Origin of the sequence: Aestuariimicrobium ganziense (assembly GCF_015352975.1) — a bacterium.
Taxonomy (GTDB): Bacteria; Actinomycetota; Actinomycetes; order Propionibacteriales; family Propionibacteriaceae; genus Aestuariimicrobium; species Aestuariimicrobium ganziense.
This window is the reverse complement of sequence record NZ_JACYIZ010000004.1, coordinates 365953-382498: the sequence shown is the minus strand read 5'-3', so window position 1 is coordinate 382498 and position 16546 is coordinate 365953. Positions and strand designations below refer to the sequence as shown.

The following is a 16546-nucleotide window of genomic DNA, read 5'->3' as shown; positions in this document are numbered from 1 at the left end:
TCTATCGACGCCTGCCCCGTTGGCCCGGGGCCCAGTGCACAAACCCGGTCTGCACGCGGGCGGTTCCAACGGCGGTACGGTGCTTCGATGAACGCCGTCACCCTCGTCAGCGGCATCGAAGACCTGGTTCGTCCCTTCGACAACCGACCGCGAGCCCTCAAGGTGCTCAAGACCGAGTCGGCCCACGTCGTCGCCTTCGCCTTCCTGGCCGGTCAGCACCTCAAGGAACACCACGCCTTCCATCCGGTGATCATCCAAGTCGTCACCGGTCACTGCCGATTCAGCTGGGCCGACCAGAAGGCCGACCTGCGCCCCGGCGATCTGGTGCACCTGCCCGCGATGGAACGCCACGCGGTCGACGCCGTCGAGGACTCCCTGCTGACCGTCACCATGCTGGTCACCGCTCCCGGCGGGGAGGGCGCCACCGAGGTCGGCCAGATCCCTGACGCGATCGAGTGACCATGGCCACCCCTGCGGTCGCCGCCGAGGTGACCAGGATCCTTCGTCGGCACGGGCTGGGCACCAGCCACCCGATCGAGTCACTGGACGGCTTCGCCAACGTGGTCGCCGTCTGCGGATCGGTGGTGGTGAGGCTCAACACCGGACGACTGGCCGGCGCGTTCGCCCACGAGGCCGAGGTGCTCACTCACCTGCCCGACGACGTGCCGCACGCCCGGGTGATCGCGGTCGGGCAACGAGCCTCCGGCGGGGAGTACCTGGTGCTGGAGCGCCTCGACGGCCAGCCCCTGCAGACGGTCTGGAGCACCTTGGGCCGCGCCGAGCGCGACCGTGTCGGACGGGAACTGGGCACCACGATCAGCCACCTGCACGCACTCGAACGGCAACCATGGATGCACAACTCGTGGCCGACGGCGGCCGTGGCCGAGGGCCGCTGGGCCGACGCCTACCACGCCCCTGAGCAGTACGCACCCACCCTGCTGGCCAGCGCCAGGGGGCGCGTGGTCGACACCGATGGGCTGCTCGACGGGGTCGCGTGCTTCCTGGCTGACCACCCGCTGGAACCAGCCGGGAGCGAGGTCTTCGTCCACACCGACCTGCACCTGCGCAACGTGCTGCACGGCCGTGACGGGCGGTTGCACCTGGTCGACTTCGAGGGAGCCCGCTGGGGGCACCAGACGATGGAGTGGGACATGCTGCAGCGCTCATTGCGCGAGTTCGACCACCGCGGACTGGTGCCCGGGCTGCTGGCGACCTGGCCCGCGCTCGCCGCGGTGCGCTCGTCGATCAACCGAGTGGTCACCGCCGAGGCGATGTGGCACCTGATTCAGCTGCACCACTGGCAGCCCGGCCAGACCTGGACGCAGAGCCCGGTACGAGGGCTGCAGCGGGTGCTCGACGGCAGCTTCGTCGCTGAGGTGATGGACCTGGTCGACACCCCCGCCCGGTGATGGGCCAGAATCGGGGCATGCCCACTGCCCTCGTCACCGGCGCGTCCTCTGGGATCGGCGCCGCCACCGCCCGCATGCTCGCTGGTCAGGGGTGGGAGGTGATCTGCGTCGCCCGCCGCACCGAGCGGATCGAGGCCCTTGCCGCTGAGATCGGCGGTCGGGCGATCACCTGCGACGTCTCCGACGCCGACTCCGTGGCCGCGTTGGCCGACCAGGTCGGCGACCGGCTCGACCTGCTGGTCAACAACGCTGGCGGCGCCCACGGCCAGCAGCCGATCGCCGAGGCCGACTTCGATGACTGGACCACGATGTACACCTCGAACGTTCTGGGCGCCGGCCGGGTGACCAAGGCGCTGCTGCCGGCCCTGGTCGCTGCAGCGGGCACGATCGTGTTCGTCACCTCGACCGCCGCCGACGCCGCCTACGAGGGAGGGGCGGGCTACAACGCGGCCAAGGCCGGCGAGATGATGCTGGCCCGTGCGCTGCGGCTGGAACTGTTCGACCAGCCGGTGAGGATCTGCGAGATCGCCCCCGGCATGGTGCGTACCGACGAGTTCTCGCTGACCCGCTTCGACGGCGATCAGGCCCGCGCCGACAAGGTCTACGACGGGGTGGACGAGCCGCTGGTCGCCGACGACGTCGCCGACGCCATCGTCTGGGTGGCCACGCGTCCTGGTCACGTCAACATCGACCGGATCACGATTCGTCCACGGGCGCAGGCCGCCCAGCACAAGGTGCACCGGACGAACTGAGCCCAGACTCAGCCGTCAGCCCGCAGGGCCGCCGCTGCCATCGAGAAGCGGCGGTCGCCGGTCATCTGGGCCAGCACCTCCAACTGGTCGATCACCACGGTGTGGTAGTGGACGCTCGCCCGCCAACGGGCTGACTGGCAGTGCGGGTTCTCGGCGCAGTAGAACGAGCGCGCTCCGGGATCGCGGTACTCGGGGTAGGCATCGAGCATGGTCGTGGCACCGGCGTCCATCGTGATGCGAGCACGGGGGTCGCCGCTGGCCTTGTAGTAGTCGTACATGCCGAAGATCGCGAACACCTGCCCGTTGATCACCAACGGCGCCGCGACGTCACCGGCGTACTCCTCGAACCAGATCCGCCCATTGCCGTCCTCGATGGTCACCCAGGGCCGGCCCTGAATGCGGGGCACGGTGAAGGAGTTGAAGGTGCGCCGGGCGGCCTCGAGCCAGACCGGGTTGCGGTCGATCTGATACAGCCGTGAGAACACCGACAGCATGTGCCCCTGCCCCATGCCCGAGTACCACGGCGCGGGGATGTACTTCTGGGGCACCCCGCCGATCAGGACCGGAAAGTCATAGGCATAGAAGTCGGCCTCGCCCACCGTGTGCCGATTGGGGCTCTGCAGGAAGTACATCGCGTTGTTGCGCGCGATGTTGAGCTGTCGGCACCCCTCGGCAGTGGTGGGTTGTTTGGCGTAGCGGCTGATCGATCCCAGGGTCTGACCGGCCAACGAGACCGGGTGGAAGACGTTCACCCCGTCCCAGGCGCGGGTGTGGATGCCGTAGCTGGGGTCGGTGTCGTTGACGCAGTCGGTGCGCATGGGCACGGTGCCGGGCCCGACGTAGGGCATGCTGTCGACCTCGTGGAAGGTGTAGCCCGAGAACAGCTTGTAGGTGCCGCGCGAGGCGCAGGCGCGCGCTTGGTTGAGCACGGTGGCCGACACCGAGGCCGTGGAACCCAGCGCAATCACGTTGACCGGCACCGAGCGCCGCAGGTAGGTGCACACCGCCCGAGGCAGGGTGGTGGGCTGGACGAGAAGCACCGGCCCATCGTTGAGCGAGCCGGCGGCGGCGGCATCGCTGAAGACGTCTCCGCGGGCCAGGTAGACCGTCACCGGGCTCAGCCCGAAGGTGTGCTCGGCGATCGCCACCGAAGCGGTGTAGCGGTCGAACGAGCCGATCCGATCGGTGACCGGCACGTTGAGGTCGACCCAACCCAGTTGGTGACGCTGGGTGACCCCGAGGTCGCTGAGCAGCCGCGCGGTCGCGGGCTCCAGACCTCGCCGCGGATTGACCCACAGGATCGGGCCGTCCGAGACGCCGCCCGCCGACACGGCATCCGGTGAGCCCTGGCCACCGGCGCCGAACCCATGGGCCAAGTAGGCGTGCTGGGCACCTTGAGGGAAGGCGTACCTGGCCACCGCCACCGAGGTCGAGATGCGGTCGGGCCCCGCCAGCCGGGTGTAGGGACGACCGCGCGAGGCGGCCTTGGCGGTGGCGTCGCTCACCGAACCGGCGCTGCCGATGACCACGACCTTGGGGTTGCCCAGCCGGGTGATCTCGGCGTTGATGACGGCGGGCAGCGCATTGGTCTGGGTGAGCAGGATCGGCCCATCGCGCAAGGTTCCCGCGACCAGAGCATCGGTGAGCACATCGCTGCGCGCCAGGTAGACCACCGACGCACCCCTGGGAAACCCGCGCTTGGCGATGGCGACCGCCACCTCGTACCTGTTGGCGCCCCCGAGCCGCTGGGCCGTCGCCGAGTAGGTCGGCCCGACTCGCGAGCTGGTGTCCCAGAGCTCGGTCAGGTCATCGACCGTGGCGCTCTGCGGCTTCTGCTGGCCCCGGCGGCGATCAGCCTCGGGCGGCAACGGGTTGGTGGCCGCTGCCGGCAGGTCGGCGAACTCGCCGGTGGGCTCCGAGGGCGACCGCCCGTCATCCCCGATCGGGTCGCCAGCCACCGACAATGGCAGCAGGGACCCCACCAGCGCAAACACTGCGACCACGGCGGTCCGCCTGATCACAGGTCGTCCGATCACGGATCGTCTGAGCACGGACAGTCCCCTTCCCCGCTCGCCGTTGGCCTGAGCGTATCGACTAGACGCACGGCTGGTCACGTGTCCCACCCCGTGAGGGGTGCGTGTCAGTCGACGCGGATCAGCGGCTGGCCACCCTGCACGGCCTGGCCGGGCTCGACGAGCACCTCGCTCACCGTGCCGGCACTCGGCGCAGTGATCTCGGTCTCCATCTTCATGGCCTCGAGCACCAGCAGCACGGCGCCCGCCTCGATCGTGTCACCCTCACTGACGAGGATCCGGGCCACCGACCCGGCCAGCGGTGCGGTCACCGCGTTGGCCGAGGCGGCCGGCATGGACGCTCGCGTGGGGATCTGGTTCTGTCCGGTCCCGACCCCGCCGATGACGATTGGGCTGAGCGTCTGGCGCTCGTCCTCCTCGACCTCGACGTCGACGATGTAGTCGTTCCCGTTGATGGTCACCTTGAGCTTCATGGGTTGTTGATCCTCCTCGCGACGTCAGCGCCGCGCAACGGAACGGTCATGGACTCGGCCACGGTTCTCTGTGGCCCACCGGCGTCCGCCGGACAGCGAGATGGCGCGCACTTTGGCCTTGTGGCCCAGGAAGGCCGCCACGGCGGCGCTGATCGCCATCACGATGTCGTCGGGAATCACCTGCTGGGCCTTGAGTTCGGCCACCTGCGACTCGAGCTCGCCGAGGCGCTGCTGCATCTGGACGACCAGTTGCTGCAGGTCTTCGGTGCTCATCGGAGTTTCGGTCATCTCAGCACCCCGATCAGACCGGCCCGAGGCCATGCTTCTTGGCCGGACGCAACTCACGCTTGTTGGTCAGCTGGGCGAGCGCGCTGGCGATCTGGAAGCGGGTCTCGGCCGGATCGATGATGTCGTCGACCAGACCGTGGGCAGCCGCCATGTAGGGCGAGGAGAAGGTGGTGCGGTACTCCTCGACCAGTTCCTCACGACGGGCCTTGGGATCCTCGGCCTCGGCGATCTCGCGCTTGAACACCACCGCGGCGGCACCCTCGGCACCCATCACCGCGATCTCGGCGGTCGGCCAGGCGAACACCCGGTCGGCGCCCAGGTCCTTGGAGCACATGGCCAGGTACGAGCCGCCGTAGGCCTTGCGCATGACCACGGTGATCTTCGGCACCGACGCCGCCGAGTAGGCGTAGAGCATCTTGGCGCCGTGGCGGATGATGCCGCCGGCCTCCTGGGCGACACCGGGCAGGAAGCCGGGCACGTCGACCAAGTTGATCACCGGGATGTTGAAGGCGTTGCAGAACCGGATGAACTTGCTGCCCTTGTCGGAGGAGTTGATGTCGAGCACGCCCGACATCACCGACGGCTGGTTGGCGATGAGGCCGACCGTCTGGCCGACGATGCGTCCGAAACCGACCACCAGGTTGGCGGCGAAGCCGGCCTGCACCTCGAGGAAGTCCTCGTGGTCGACGATCAGCCGGATGACCTCACGGACGTCGTAGCCCTTGCGGTCGTCGGCGGGGATGATCGAACGCAGCGCCGGGTCGGGGTCGACGCTGTCGTCTGGATCGACGATCGGCGCCTCTTCGGAGTTGTTCTGCGGCAGGAAGCTGAGCAGCTTCTTGGCGATCAGGATGGCCTGGTCGTCATCGTCGGCGACGAACGAGACCACACCCGAGGCCATCTGCGCGTCGGCGCCACCGAGGGCGTCGGCGGTGACCTCTTCGCCGGTGACCTGCTTGATCACGCCGGGCCCGGTGATGAACATGTGGGCCTTGCGGGTCTGGATGATGAAGTCGGTCAGCGCCGGGGAGTAGGCCGCGCCACCGGCGCAGGGGCCGGCGATGATCGAGATCTGCGGCACCGCACCCGACAGCAGCACGTTGGCGTAGAACACCTGGCCGTAGCCCGACAGCGAGTCGATGCCCTCCTGCACACGGGCACCGCCGGAGTCGTTGATGAAGATGAACGGCGCACCGTTCTTCAGCGACTCGCGCAGGGCCTCGGCGACCTTCTTGGAGTGGGTCTCACCGGCCGAGCCACCAGCGACGGTGAAGTCCTGGCTGGCGATGTTGACCGGGCGGCCGAGCACGGCACCGGAACCGGTGACCACGCCGTCGGCGGGCATGTCGGCCTTGTCCATGCCGAACTCGGTGGTGCGGTTGCGGCGGAAGGCGCCGACCTCCTGGAAGGTGCCGGGATCGAGCACGGCGTCGATCCGCTCGCGGGCGGTCAGCTTGCCCTGCGACTTCTGCTTGTCGAGACGGGCCTGCCCGCCACCGAGCTCAACCGCTTTGCGGCGCTCGTTGAGCTGCTTGAGCAGCTCGTCCATCGACTTCTTGGTTGCAGCCATGGGTTTCCTTGTCAGCTCTCGTGGGAGTGGATGGCGGGGTCAGGCCGGCTCGACCTGCACAGTGTGGGTGCGTCCGGCCATGGTGACGTTGTACTTGATCGGGCCGCGCACAGCCTTCGACGATCCGTCGGCAGCAGCCTTCTCCTTCTCGATCTGCTCGGCGGTCTTGCCCACATTCTTGGGGCCCTCGGCGCGGCTGGCCAGGAACTTGCCCGCGACACCGGGGAACATGGCGTTGGTGAGCACGTCCTCGTCGGTGCCGTTGTAGCCGGCGAGCTTGGTGGCCTCCTCGACCAGGTGGTCCCACTCGGGGGCGAGCAGGTCTGCCGGGCGCTCGGTGATCGGATCCTTCTTGGCCTGGCCCTTGGCGATCTCGATCACCTCGGGGTTGCGCTCGCCCATGCACTCGCCGTAGTAGCCGAGCATCAGGTCGGCGAACTCGCCGGTCATCACCTTGTAGCGGCCCATCAACACGTTGAACACGGCCTGGGTGCCCACGATCTGGCTCGAGGGGGTGACCAGCGGCGGGTAACCGGCGTCCTTCTTCACCACCGGCACCTCCTCCATGACCTCACGGATCCGGTCGCCGGCGCCCTGGGCCTTGAGCTGGCTCTCCATGTTCGAGAGCATGCCGCCGGGGATCTGGGACGAGAAGATGTCGGTGTCGACCAGGGTGGCCGACTCGAACTCGGCGTACTTGGGACGAACCGTCGCGAAGTGGTCGCGGATCTTGAGCAGCCGGTCCATGTCGAGGCCGGTGGTGTACTCGGTGCCCTCGAGCATCTCGACCAGCGACTCGGTCGGGTTGTGGCCCGGGCCCAGACTCATCGAGCTGATCGCGGTGTCGACCACGTCGGCGCCGGCCTCGATCGCGCGCATCAGGCTGACCAGGGTCACCCCAGTGGTGGAGTGGCAGTGCACGTTGATCTGCACGTCGCCGTAGGTGTCCTTGATGCCCTTGACGATGTCGTAAGCGGGCTGGGGCTTGAGCAGGGCCGCCATGTCCTTCAGGGCGATCGACTCAGCACCCATGTCGAGCAGCTGGCCGGCGAGCTTCACGTAGCCCTCGGTGGTGTGCAGCGGCGAGATCGTGTAGCAGATCGTGCCCTGGGCGTGCTTGCCGGTGGCCTTGACCGCCTGCATCGCCCGCTCCATGTTGCGCGGGTCGTTGAGGGCGTCGAACACCCGGAAGACGTCCATGCCGTTCTCGGCGGACTTCTCGACGAACTTCTCCACGACGGTGTCCTCGTAGTGGCGGTAGCCGAGCAGGTTCTGGCCGCGCAGCAGCATCTGGAGCCGGCTGTTGGGCATCAGCTCACGGAAGGTGCGCAGGCGTTCCCACGGGTCCTCGTTCAGGAAGCGGATGCAGGAGTCGAAGGTCGCGCCACCCCAGCACTCGACCGACCAGAAGCCGGCGGCGTCGATGTCGGCACAGGCGTCAACCATGTCCTCCATCGCCATGCGGGTGGCCATCAGACTCTGGTGGGCGTCGCGCAGCACCAGCTCAGTCACACCAATCTTTCGCGTCATGGTGTCCACCCTGTCACGACGCGGTTCCCGACCCCACACCGGGGGTGGTTTCAGAGAGGCGCTCTGCGCACCTCGAGGCTGGGTCGCGTGGCGCCGGCGCCTTCGGCGCGGCGGCGCAGCTGGTCGGGTCCAGTCGTCGGCGAGGTCTTCACCGAAGATGGAGTGACCGGCATCTTCCTCCAGTTGGCGCAACCCTGGGTCACCACTTCCAGCACAGGCGGTTCAATGGAGTCATGAGCCTGCCCCCGACGCGTCCGGCACTGCACGTGATGAGCAAGAACTGGATCAACGATCCCAACGGCCTGTGCTGGTACCGGGGGCGCTGGCACATGTTCTTCCAGCACAACCCCAGCGGCGGTTCCTGGGGCAACATGTCGTGGGGGCACGTCAGTTCGTCCGACCTGGTGAACTGGGACGAGCACCCGGTCGCCCTGATGCATGAGGCCGACCACGGCTGCTTCTCGGGGTCGGCGGTCGTGGACGAGCACGACACCGCAGGCTTTGGGGCTGGTGCACTGGTCGCGGCCTACACCATGGACCACCAGCCCGGCAGTCCCTGGCACGGCCGCCAGACCCAGTCGATCGCCTGGAGCAGCGACGGCATCACCTTCACCAAGCTTGGCCACCCAGTGCTCGACCGCGAGTCGCAGAACTTCCGCGACCCGAAGGTTTCCTGGGACCACGAACGCGACCGGTGGGCGATGGTGGCGGTCGAGGCCCACGAGAACGCGGTCGTCCACCACCACTCGGCCAACCTGGTCGACTGGACCTACTCGGGCGAGTTCCGGTTCCCGGAGTTGGCCACCCCGACCTGGGAGTGCCCCGACCTGTTCCCCATGACGGTCGGCGGTCGGACCCGCTGGGTGCTGGTGCTCTCGGTCAACCCCGGCGCCATCCAAGGGGGCTCAGGCACCCGCTGGTTCCTGGGCGACTTCGACGGCGAGGTCTTCCGCGCCGCCGACGACGACCCGGGGCTGTGGCTCGACTGGGGCAGCGACAACTACGCCGGGGTCAGTTTCGGCGACGTGCCCGACGGACGACGGATCCTGGTCGGGTGGTTGAACAACTGGGACTACGCCCACGACCTGGCCGAGGCCGGCTTCCCCGGCATGCTCACCGTGCCCCGGCAGCTCAGCCTGGTCGTCGCCGACGGCGCGGTCGCGCTCGTCCAGCAGCCGGTGGACGAGGTGCTTGCCTCGCTGGGCGAGATGCAGGCGGTCGAGGTGGATGGCCAGGTGTGGCAGGCCCCGGCGGTGGGTTGGGTGGAACTCGACCTGGTCGCGCCCCAGGCGCTGACCATCGGCTCGCACGTGCTGACCTGGGCCGACGACCGGCTCGTCCTCGACCGGGCCCCGATGGCGGGGGTGGCACCGGCCAAGCAGGTCAGCGCGCCGCTGCGTCCCGGGTTGGATCGGCTGTCGCTGGGGCTGTTGGTCGACCACGGCTGCCTCGAGGTCTACGCCGACGGCGGCCGCACGGTACTGACCTCGTTGGCCCTGGACGACACCGGCCCGCGCGCGCTGACCTGGACCGGTCAGGTCGAGCGGCTGCGAGCCAGTTCGGCCGACTGAGGCGGTGCCACAGCCTCGACCTCGTGGACGAGGCGTCGTCCGGCCGCGACGATGACGCCCTCGCGCGCCTTGACAGCGGCCACCAGCACGAAGCTCAGGGTGACCAGCAGCGCCCACGAGCCGAACTTGTTGACGTGCACCATCGTCCAAGCCCCGGCCTGGTAGGGGTACTGCCAAGCCCCGAACAGCGTGGCCAGGTTCTCGGCCACCCACAGGAACCCGCCGATCAACACGAACGCCACCGCCAGCGGCATGCTCGAGCCCCTCTCGCCAACCCGAAAGCGCACCCAGGTGCCCCCACTGGCCACGACGATGCCGATGGCCAGGAACACCCGCAGGTCGAGGGCGAAGGCGTTGGTGAAGAAGTTGAGGTAGACACCGGCTGCCAGCAACACCTGCGGCAGCCACCGGAAGCCGTCGATCCGCAGGTCGAAGCGGCGGAAGGCCTGGCAGATGTAGCTGCCCACCGCTGCGTACATGAATCCAGAGAACAGCGGCACACCCATCACCGTGAACAGTCCCGGATCGGGGTACGACCACGATCCGACGTGGGTCTTCCACATCTCGAGCGCCAGCCCCAACAGGTGGAAGCAGCAGATCACCAGCAACTCTCGTCCGGTCTCGAGCCTGGTGGCCACGAACACCACCTGGACGACGAGCACGTAGGCCAGCAGCACGTCGTAACGGGCCACCGGCACCTCGACGACGCGCCAGATCAGCACGGTGGCGGCCAACCCGACGAAGATCGCCGCGGCGAAGGCGCAGCACTGCACCTGCGTCCATCCGAACCGCCACAACCACCGGATCACCTGTGCCAGTCGCTGGGTGCTTGCGCGTCCGGTTGCCATGGCGTCCATGCTGGTCGGCGTCGGGAGCTCGGGGCATCGGACCGTGGTCACCGTCGGCTCAGACCTGCGGATGCGCCCTCGCGGTGCGACAGACTGTCGCCCATGGCACGTGAACTCGCCTCGGGCGACTGCAAGGGCACCTGTTCGTGGGGTGCGGTGGACGACGAGATCGACGGCAGGCCGGTGTTCGCCTGTGCGTCCTGCGGCAGTGAATGGACGACCGACCAGACCTGGACGCCGCGCAACGCCGATGGCGAACTCGCCCCGGACGTGGCAGAGGCTCGAGCTGCCCATCCGGTCAGCTCGAGCCCCTGGTGACGCACCGCGTGGGTGAACGAGGGCGTCAGTTGTCGCGATCCACGGTCGCGTAGCCGACGATCACCTTGCCCGGGTTCCTCGACCCGCCGGCGACCAGCACCGAGTTCTTGGTGCTCGTCGACTGGGTGACCAGGGAGGGCGTGGTGGGTTCGCCGCAGGAACCGACGGCCACGACGGCGCGCTGCCCACCGGCGTAGAAGGCGACCAGTCCACGATCGAAGCCGATCCGCGGGATCTTCGTCCCGGTCGAGCCGCTCACCCAACCGAACTCAGAGGGACCGCACGATGCGGTGCGCGCCACGGACAGGGCCAGGGCAGAGACCCCTGCTCCGGTTCCGAGGACGAGGGCGCGGCGCGACAGCTGGTTGCTCATGGTTGACTCCATCGTCAGTGAGATGCGTGGGCTGTGCGTGTTCGACGCTAGATCAGACCGCGGTGCCCGAACGTGGGTTTGCGCCAGATCGGCCCTCTGTCACACCCCTAGGATCGGGGGTGACAACTGCGGCGAGAGGATCGGCTATGAGTGTTCTGGTGACCGGCGGTGCGGGCTACATCGGCGCCCACGTGGTGCGGCTGCTGCAGCAGGAGGGCACCGACGTCGTCGTGGTGGACGACCTGTCGTCCTCGATCGCCTCGCGCGTCGGTGAGAGCCCCTTGGTCGAACTCGACATCTCGGCCCCGGACGCCGAGAGGGTGCTGGCCGAGGTGATGCGTGAGCACCAGGTCGACGCCGTCATCCACTTCGCCGCCAAGAAGCAGGTCGGTGAGTCGGTGCAGCGTCCGCTGTACTACTACCGGCAGAACCTGGGTGGGCTGGTCAACGTGCTCGACGCCATGGAGGCGGCGGGGGTGCGCAAGATCATCTACTCGTCCTCGGCGGCGGTCTACGGCGAGCCCGAGGAGGCGGTTGTGCTGGAGGACTCGCGCACCTCACCGATCAATCCCTACGGTCGCTCGAAGCTGGTCGGTGAGTGGATCATGGAGGACTGCGAGCGGGCCTGGGGGCTGAAGTGGGTGGCCCTGCGCTACTTCAACGTGGCGGGCGCCGGCTGGGACGACCTGGGCGATCCGGCCATCATGAACCTCATCCCGATGGTGCTCGACCGGCTCGAGCGCGGGGAGCAGCCTCGGGTGTTCGGTGACGACTACCCCACCCCCGACGGCACCTGCATACGCGACTACGTGCACGTGCGTGACCTCGCCGAGGCCCACATCGCGGCGATGCGTGCGCTCGACGGTGAACTGTCGCACCACTCCTACAACGTGGGCACCGGACAGGGCGCCTCGGTCAAGCAGGTCGTCGACGCTGTCGGTGCCGTCTCGGGGCTCGACACCACCCCGGTGGTCGAGCCTCGCCGGGCCGGCGACCCGCCGAAGCTGGTGGCCTCACCCGACCGGATCGCCGACGACATGGGGTTCCGTTCGAGCACCGGCTTGGACGAGATCGTCGAGTCGGCCTGGAGCGCGTGGCAGGCGGGCCCCCGGCACATCGACGTCTGAGCTCGTCGGTCAAGACCTGCTCAGGCCTGCAGCCGACGCCGGACTGCCGGGATCAGCGCATCGCGCATCCTGCGGTGGTGGGCGCGGATCGTGGGCAGGCCGGGGGGATCTGGCAGGTCGGCGACGCTGACGAAGAAGCCGAGCTCGCCCGCCCAGAGGTTGGTGACGTCGTCGCGGGTGGCGCCGAGACCGGTGGCGTAGGCGTCCACGGCCGCATCGAGGTCGAAGTCGACCCCCTGGCCCACGGCGGTCAGCCCGAGCATCGCCCCGTCGACCCAGGCGGCCCCGCGGCAGGCCCACGGCCAGTCGACCAACCAGACCTGGCCCGACGCGTCGAGCACCATGTTGTCGGCGCGGGCATCGAGCTGGCACAGCGCGGTGCCCCGGATCGCCTGACGTGCGGCCGCGGACCGTTCGACCATCTCGTCGAGGTGCTCGGCCAGCCAGGGGTCGAGCACCGGCCCCCCACCGGCGGCGATGTCGTCGGCCAGGTGCGCCCAGCAGCCCAGGTCGCCCTGGCCCAGCGTGGAGTCGATGTCGGGCAGTTCCTCACTCGCCACCGGAACGCCCTCGGCCACCTGGCTGATCGAGGTCAGGGCGGAACCGAACTCGTCCTCACGCCATGGCGTGTACGGGTGACGCCCCTCGAGGTCGTCGAAGAGCAGTAGTACCCAGCCGTCGTCCCACTCGGCACTGTGCAGCATCGTCGGCACCGGCAACCCGTCGGGGATCGTGCGGTTGACCGCGATCTCGTCGCGGTACAGCTTCGCCGAGCCGGTGTTCATCGCCTCACTGACCGCCTTGCAGAAGATCCGTCGTCCGTCGTCGAACAGCAGCCGGTCTGCGGTTCCGGGCGAGAAGCCGCCGAACTGGCTCGACCACTCGACGACCGTGGCGCCCATCACCTGCTCGACCTCGTCGCGCACGTGGGGCGGCAGGTCGGGCCAGGTGATGCGAGGGGTGAACATGGGCCCAGTCTGCTGTCAGGACGACCGCCCCCGCCAACGGTTTCCCTTGTGGTTGGGTCGCGGCAAGCGTACAGTTGAAGTCTCAACTATCTGAGGAGTTCCCCATGAGCGAGCGCCAACCCGTGCTGTTCCTGAGCCACGGGGCGCCACCGTTGGCCGACGACGCCACCTGGACCGGCCAACTGCACGACTGGTCGTCGCGACTCGACAGGCCGACCAACGTGCTGATGGTGTCTGCCCACTGGGAGAACCAGCCGGTCACCGTCTCGTCCACGAAGCCCGGCACGCCGCTGGTGTACGACTTCTGGGGATTCCCGCAGAAGTACTACGACGTGACCTACGACGCCCCGGTCGCACCCGAGTTGGCCGACCGCCTGGCCGGGCTGGTCGACGGCCCGGTGCACCAGGACCCTGATCGCGGGCTCGACCACGGCGCCTACGTGCCGATGGTCGAACTGTTCCCCGAGGCCGACGTGCCGGTGGTGCAGATGTCGCTGCCCACGCTCGACCCGCAGGGCCTCTACGAACTCGGACGCCGGCTGGCGCCCCTGCGCGACGAGGGCACGCTGATCATCGGGTCGGGATTCACCACCCACAACCTGCGGTGGTTCAACCCCCGCGCCGGGGCCGACGCACCGGCACCGACCCCGTCGGTCGAGTTCGACCAGTGGGCAGCCGAGGCCCTCGAGCGGCGCGACGTCGACGCGATCCTGGACTTCGAGCGGGTCGCTCCCGCCGCGGCCGAGGCCCACCCGCGCACCGAGCACTGGGCACCCCTGTACGTGGCGCTCGGCGCAGCCGAGGCGAGCGGCCACGCCAACGAGGTGGCGGTCGACGGGTTCTGGTACGGGCTGTCGAAGCGGTCCTGGCAGTTCAGCTGAAGCCTGGCCGACCCGTCCATGGCGAACGGGCCGCCCCACTGGGGACGGCCCGTTCGTCGTTGTCAGCTCACTTGGCGAGCGTGGTACCTGCCGAGCGCAGGTTCTCGCAGGCCTCGACCACGCGCTTGGCCATGCCGGCCTCGGCCAGCTTGCCCCAGGCGCGGGGGTCGTACATCTTCTTGTTGCCGACCTCGCCGTCGATCTTGAGCACGCCGTCGTAGTTGCGCAGCATGTGCTCGGCGACCGGGCGGGTGTAGGCGTACTGGGTGTCGGTGTCGACGTTCATCTTGATGACGCCGTAGTCGACCGCCGCGGCGATCTCTTCGGGGCTCGAGCCGGAGCCGCCGTGGAAGACCAAGTCGAACGGGCTCTCCTTGCCGTACTTGGCGCCGACGGCGTCCTGGATCTCCTTGAGCACCTCGGGACGCAGCTTCACCGCACCCGGCTTGTACACCCCGTGCACGTTGCCGAAGGTCAGCGCGGTGATGTAGCGGCCCTTCTCACCCAGGCCCAGGGCCTCGATGGTGGCCATGCCGTCCTCGACGGTGGTGTAGAGCTTCTCGTTGATCTCGTTGGCGACACCGTCCTCCTCGCCGCCGACCACGCCGACCTCGATCTCGAGGATCATCTTGGCCTTCGAGGTGCGCGCGAGCAGTTCCTCGGCGATCTGCAGGTTCTCGTCCAGCGGCACGGCCGAGCCGTCCCACATGTGCGAGTTGAACAGCGGGTCCTCGCCGCGGGCCACACGCTCTTCGCTGATCGCGAGCAGCGGGCGCACGAAGCCGTCCAGCTTGTCCTTGGGGCAGTGGTCGGTGTGCAGGGCGATGTTCACCGGGTAGTTCTTGGCGACCTCACGGGCGTAGGCAGCCAGGGCGGTCGCGCCGCTCACCATGTTCTTGATGGTCGAGCCGGAGCCGTACTCGGCACCGCCGGTCGAGACCTGGATGATGCCGTCCGAGCCAGCCTCGGCGAAGCCCTGGATGGCAGCGGTGACGGTGGACGACGAGGTGATGTTGATCGCGGGGTAGGCGAACTTGCCTGCCTTCGCGCGATCGATCATCTCGGCGTAGACCTCAGGAGTGGCAATGGGCATGTCGTCGACGCCCCTTTCTACGTGTGTGCGGAGCCGAACGAGTCCAGTCTCTCAAACCCGGCTCGGTCGCGCCCGGCGGGTCGCCAGATTGCGGGTCCCGATCAACTGCCGGACCCGGGGTTTCAGAAGGCGTTGAGGCTGTCGAGGTTGCTCAGGTTCAACCCGCGGCGGCCCCCGGAGTAGGCACGCAGGGCTGAATCGATGGTTCCGGGAAGTGTGTCGAGGAACGACAACGGCACCTGGTAGCGCCCACCGGCGTGGTCGAGGACGAGCAGGGGGCCCGCTCCCCTGAGGCTGCCCTCGGCCTTGAGTTCGCTGATCTGCCCCCAGCCGACGACCTGACCGCTGTCGGCCAGGTGGATGCCGGCATGGTCGATCCGGAACGCCTCCCCGCTGCCCACCCTGGCCAGGTCGGCCCGGGCGCTGCGCAGCGAGACCAGCCGCCAGACCAGGAAGGCCGCCCAGATCACCAGACCGGGAATCAGGCTGACCAGGATCGAGCGTGCCGTCCAGCCCTGGTCGCTGACGAACTGCAGGACGACGACGATGCCCAGGAACAACGCCAGGCTGAAGAAGGTGCGCTTCAGCATCGCCTGGCTACGGGCGACACGGCCCGCGCTGCTGACGGTGCTGTGGCCCACCACGAACGCCTCCGGTGTCTGCATGGGCCTCATCGTAGGGCTCAGGGCTGGCTCGGCACGTGCTGCAGGGCCCAGTGGTACATCGCGATCGCCGCCGCCGCGCCCGCGTTGATCGACCGTGTCGAGCCGTACTGGGTGATCGCCACCACCTGCGCGCAGCCGGCCACCACGGTCTCGGTCAGGCCTGGCCCCTCCGACCCGAAGACCAGGCAGCAGGCCTCGGGCAGCGTGGCCGATTCCATCGGCACCGATCCGGGCAGGTTGTCGACGCCGACCGGGATGACGCCGTGCTCGTCGAGCCACCCGAACAGAGCAGCCTCGTCGGCATGGTGGTGCACCGAGAGGTAGCGGTCGGTGACCATCGCCCCGCGACGGTTCCAGCGTCGTCGTCCGACCACGTGCACGCCGGCGACGTTGAACGCGTTGGCGGTGCGCACGATCGAGCCTATGTTGAAGTCGTGCTCCCAGTTCTGAATGGCGACGTGCAGGCTGTGGCGCCGCTCGTCCAAGGCCTCGACGATCGCCTCGAGGCGCCAGTAGCGGAACTCGTCGGTGACATTGCGACGGTCACCCTCGGCGAGAAGCTCGGGGTCGAGGCGAGGGTCGTCCGGCCAGGGGTTCGGGTGCGGGCCGAGACCGATGCTGGGTGCGGTCGGGTCGTCGGGCATGGC

18 protein-coding genes are annotated in these 16546 nt (G+C 68.6%); 7 read left to right on the top strand and 11 right to left on the bottom strand.

Annotated elements, in window-relative coordinates:
* Positions 1–87: 87 nt before the first annotated feature.
* The 3 genes from IE660_RS09915 to IE660_RS09905 are packed head-to-tail and all read left to right on the top strand — an operon-like array spanning position 88 to position 2161.
* Positions 88–459 carry a cupin domain-containing protein gene (locus IE660_RS09915; RefSeq protein WP_203568196.1) on the top strand — a complete coding sequence of 124 codons (372 nt, stop codon included), beginning with the start codon at positions 88–90 and terminating at the stop codon, positions 457–459.
* Between the two features lie 2 nt (positions 460–461).
* Positions 462–1409 carry a phosphotransferase family protein gene (locus IE660_RS09910; RefSeq protein WP_203568195.1) on the top strand — a complete coding sequence of 316 codons (948 nt, stop codon included), beginning with the start codon at positions 462–464 and terminating at the stop codon, positions 1407–1409.
* 17 nt (positions 1410–1426) lie between these two features.
* Entirely contained in the window at positions 1427–2161 is a 735-nt protein-coding gene (locus IE660_RS09905; protein WP_203568194.1) for an SDR family oxidoreductase, read from the top strand.
* Positions 2162–2169: 8 nt separating this feature from the next.
* On the opposite strand, the gene IE660_RS09900 is transcribed toward IE660_RS09905, so the two are convergent.
* The 5 genes from IE660_RS09900 to IE660_RS09880 form a co-directional block, all read right to left on the bottom strand.
* Complete coding sequence (locus IE660_RS09900) at positions 2170–4212, bottom strand: cell wall-binding repeat-containing protein (protein WP_203568193.1); 2043 nt, start codon at positions 4210–4212, stop codon at positions 2170–2172.
* Positions 4213–4301: 89 nt separating this feature from the next.
* Positions 4302–4667, bottom strand: coding sequence for a biotin/lipoyl-containing protein (locus IE660_RS09895; protein WP_203568192.1), 366 nt, complete (start codon positions 4665–4667; stop codon positions 4302–4304).
* 24 nt (positions 4668–4691) lie between these two features.
* A complete protein-coding gene (locus tag IE660_RS09890; RefSeq protein WP_203568191.1) occupies positions 4692–4955 on the bottom strand; it encodes a hypothetical protein in 264 nt (87 codons plus the stop codon).
* A gap of 13 nt (positions 4956–4968) precedes the next feature.
* Complete coding sequence (locus IE660_RS09885) at positions 4969–6525, bottom strand: acyl-CoA carboxylase subunit beta (RefSeq protein ID WP_207731030.1); 1557 nt, start codon at positions 6523–6525, stop codon at positions 4969–4971.
* Between the two features lie 39 nt (positions 6526–6564).
* Positions 6565–8055, bottom strand: a complete 1491-nt coding sequence (locus IE660_RS09880) for a methylmalonyl-CoA carboxytransferase subunit 5S (protein WP_203568190.1) — start codon at positions 8053–8055, stop codon at positions 6565–6567.
* A gap of 233 nt (positions 8056–8288) precedes the next feature.
* Here IE660_RS09880 and IE660_RS09875 point away from each other — a divergent pair, with 233 nt between their 5' ends.
* Complete coding sequence (locus tag IE660_RS09875) at positions 8289–9626, top strand: glycoside hydrolase family 32 protein (protein WP_203568189.1); 1338 nt, start codon at positions 8289–8291, stop codon at positions 9624–9626.
* Here the strand turns inward: IE660_RS09875 and IE660_RS09870 are convergent.
* Positions 9590–10474 (bottom strand): DUF817 domain-containing protein, encoded by an 885-nt coding sequence (locus IE660_RS09870; RefSeq protein ID WP_235997307.1) that lies wholly within the window; start codon positions 10472–10474, stop codon positions 9590–9592. The two genes, IE660_RS09875 and IE660_RS09870, sit on opposite strands and share 37 nt — an antisense overlap.
* 102 nt (positions 10475–10576) lie before the next feature.
* Between IE660_RS09870 and IE660_RS09865 the strand changes: the two genes are divergently transcribed.
* The gene (locus tag IE660_RS09865) at positions 10577–10792 is read left to right on the top strand and encodes a hypothetical protein (protein WP_203568187.1); all 216 of its coding nucleotides are present in this window, start codon (positions 10577–10579) and stop codon (positions 10790–10792) included.
* Positions 10793–10817: 25 nt separating this feature from the next.
* On the opposite strand, the gene IE660_RS09860 is transcribed toward IE660_RS09865, so the two are convergent.
* A complete protein-coding gene (locus tag IE660_RS09860) occupies positions 10818–11165 on the bottom strand; it encodes a hypothetical protein (protein WP_203568186.1) in 348 nt (115 codons plus the stop codon).
* Positions 11166–11311: 146 nt separating this feature from the next.
* Here IE660_RS09860 and galE point away from each other — a divergent pair, with 146 nt between their 5' ends.
* A complete protein-coding gene (gene galE, locus IE660_RS09855) occupies positions 11312–12292 on the top strand; it encodes a UDP-glucose 4-epimerase GalE (protein ID WP_203568185.1) in 981 nt (326 codons plus the stop codon).
* 20 nt (positions 12293–12312) lie between these two features.
* Here galE and IE660_RS09850 read toward each other — a convergent pair whose 3' ends face one another.
* Complete coding sequence (locus IE660_RS09850; RefSeq protein WP_203568184.1) at positions 12313–13260, bottom strand: hypothetical protein; 948 nt, start codon at positions 13258–13260, stop codon at positions 12313–12315.
* 104 nt (positions 13261–13364) lie between these two features.
* Between IE660_RS09850 and IE660_RS09845 the strand changes: the two genes are divergently transcribed.
* Positions 13365–14141 carry a dioxygenase family protein gene (locus tag IE660_RS09845; RefSeq protein ID WP_203568183.1) on the top strand — a complete coding sequence of 259 codons (777 nt, stop codon included), beginning with the start codon at positions 13365–13367 and terminating at the stop codon, positions 14139–14141.
* A gap of 67 nt (positions 14142–14208) precedes the next feature.
* Here the strand turns inward: IE660_RS09845 and fbaA are convergent, their stop codons facing one another.
* The 3 genes from fbaA to IE660_RS09830 form a co-directional block, all read right to left on the bottom strand.
* A complete protein-coding gene (gene fbaA / locus IE660_RS09840; RefSeq protein WP_203568182.1) occupies positions 14209–15234 on the bottom strand; it encodes a class II fructose-bisphosphate aldolase in 1026 nt (341 codons plus the stop codon).
* A gap of 122 nt (positions 15235–15356) precedes the next feature.
* Positions 15357–15899 (bottom strand): hypothetical protein, encoded by a 543-nt coding sequence (locus tag IE660_RS09835; RefSeq protein WP_203568181.1) that lies wholly within the window; start codon positions 15897–15899, stop codon positions 15357–15359.
* Between the two features lie 17 nt (positions 15900–15916).
* Complete coding sequence (locus IE660_RS09830) at positions 15917–16543, bottom strand: TrmH family RNA methyltransferase (RefSeq protein WP_203568180.1); 627 nt, start codon at positions 16541–16543, stop codon at positions 15917–15919.
* Between the last annotated feature and the right edge of the window lie 3 nt (positions 16544–16546).

What these genes read in the sequence shown, in the direction of transcription:
- IE660_RS09830 (WP_203568180.1), bottom strand. Translation starts at nt 16,543, where the DNA reads ATGCCCGACGACCCGACCGCACCCAGCATCGGTCTCGGCCCGCACCCG.
- IE660_RS09895 (WP_203568192.1), bottom strand. Translation starts at nt 4,667, where the DNA reads ATGAAGCTCAAGGTGACCATCAACGGGAACGACTACATCGTCGACGTC.
- IE660_RS09905 (WP_203568194.1), top strand. Translation starts at nt 1,427, where the DNA reads ATGCCCACTGCCCTCGTCACCGGCGCGTCCTCTGGGATCGGCGCCGCC.
- IE660_RS09890 (WP_203568191.1), bottom strand. Translation starts at nt 4,955, where the DNA reads ATGACCGAAACTCCGATGAGCACCGAAGACCTGCAGCAACTGGTCGTC.
- IE660_RS09885 (WP_207731030.1), bottom strand. Translation starts at nt 6,525, where the DNA reads ATGGCTGCAACCAAGAAGTCGATGGACGAGCTGCTCAAGCAGCTCAAC.
- fbaA (WP_203568182.1), bottom strand. Translation starts at nt 15,234, where the DNA reads ATGCCCATTGCCACTCCTGAGGTCTACGCCGAGATGATCGATCGCGCG.
- IE660_RS09880 (WP_203568190.1), bottom strand. Translation starts at nt 8,055, where the DNA reads ATGACGCGAAAGATTGGTGTGACTGAGCTGGTGCTGCGCGACGCCCAC.
- IE660_RS09875 (WP_203568189.1), top strand. Translation starts at nt 8,289, where the DNA reads ATGAGCCTGCCCCCGACGCGTCCGGCACTGCACGTGATGAGCAAGAAC.
- IE660_RS09870 (WP_235997307.1), bottom strand. Translation starts at nt 10,474, where the DNA reads ATGGCAACCGGACGCGCAAGCACCCAGCGACTGGCACAGGTGATCCGG.
- IE660_RS09865 (WP_203568187.1), top strand. Translation starts at nt 10,577, where the DNA reads ATGGCACGTGAACTCGCCTCGGGCGACTGCAAGGGCACCTGTTCGTGG.
- galE (WP_203568185.1), top strand. Translation starts at nt 11,312, where the DNA reads ATGAGTGTTCTGGTGACCGGCGGTGCGGGCTACATCGGCGCCCACGTG.
- IE660_RS09910 (WP_203568195.1), top strand. Translation starts at nt 462, where the DNA reads ATGGCCACCCCTGCGGTCGCCGCCGAGGTGACCAGGATCCTTCGTCGG.
- IE660_RS09860 (WP_203568186.1), bottom strand. Translation starts at nt 11,165, where the DNA reads ATGAGCAACCAGCTGTCGCGCCGCGCCCTCGTCCTCGGAACCGGAGCA.
- IE660_RS09845 (WP_203568183.1), top strand. Translation starts at nt 13,365, where the DNA reads ATGAGCGAGCGCCAACCCGTGCTGTTCCTGAGCCACGGGGCGCCACCG.
- IE660_RS09850 (WP_203568184.1), bottom strand. Translation starts at nt 13,260, where the DNA reads ATGTTCACCCCTCGCATCACCTGGCCCGACCTGCCGCCCCACGTGCGC.
- IE660_RS09915 (WP_203568196.1), top strand. Translation starts at nt 88, where the DNA reads ATGAACGCCGTCACCCTCGTCAGCGGCATCGAAGACCTGGTTCGTCCC.
- IE660_RS09835 (WP_203568181.1), bottom strand. Translation starts at nt 15,899, where the DNA reads ATGCAGACACCGGAGGCGTTCGTGGTGGGCCACAGCACCGTCAGCAGC.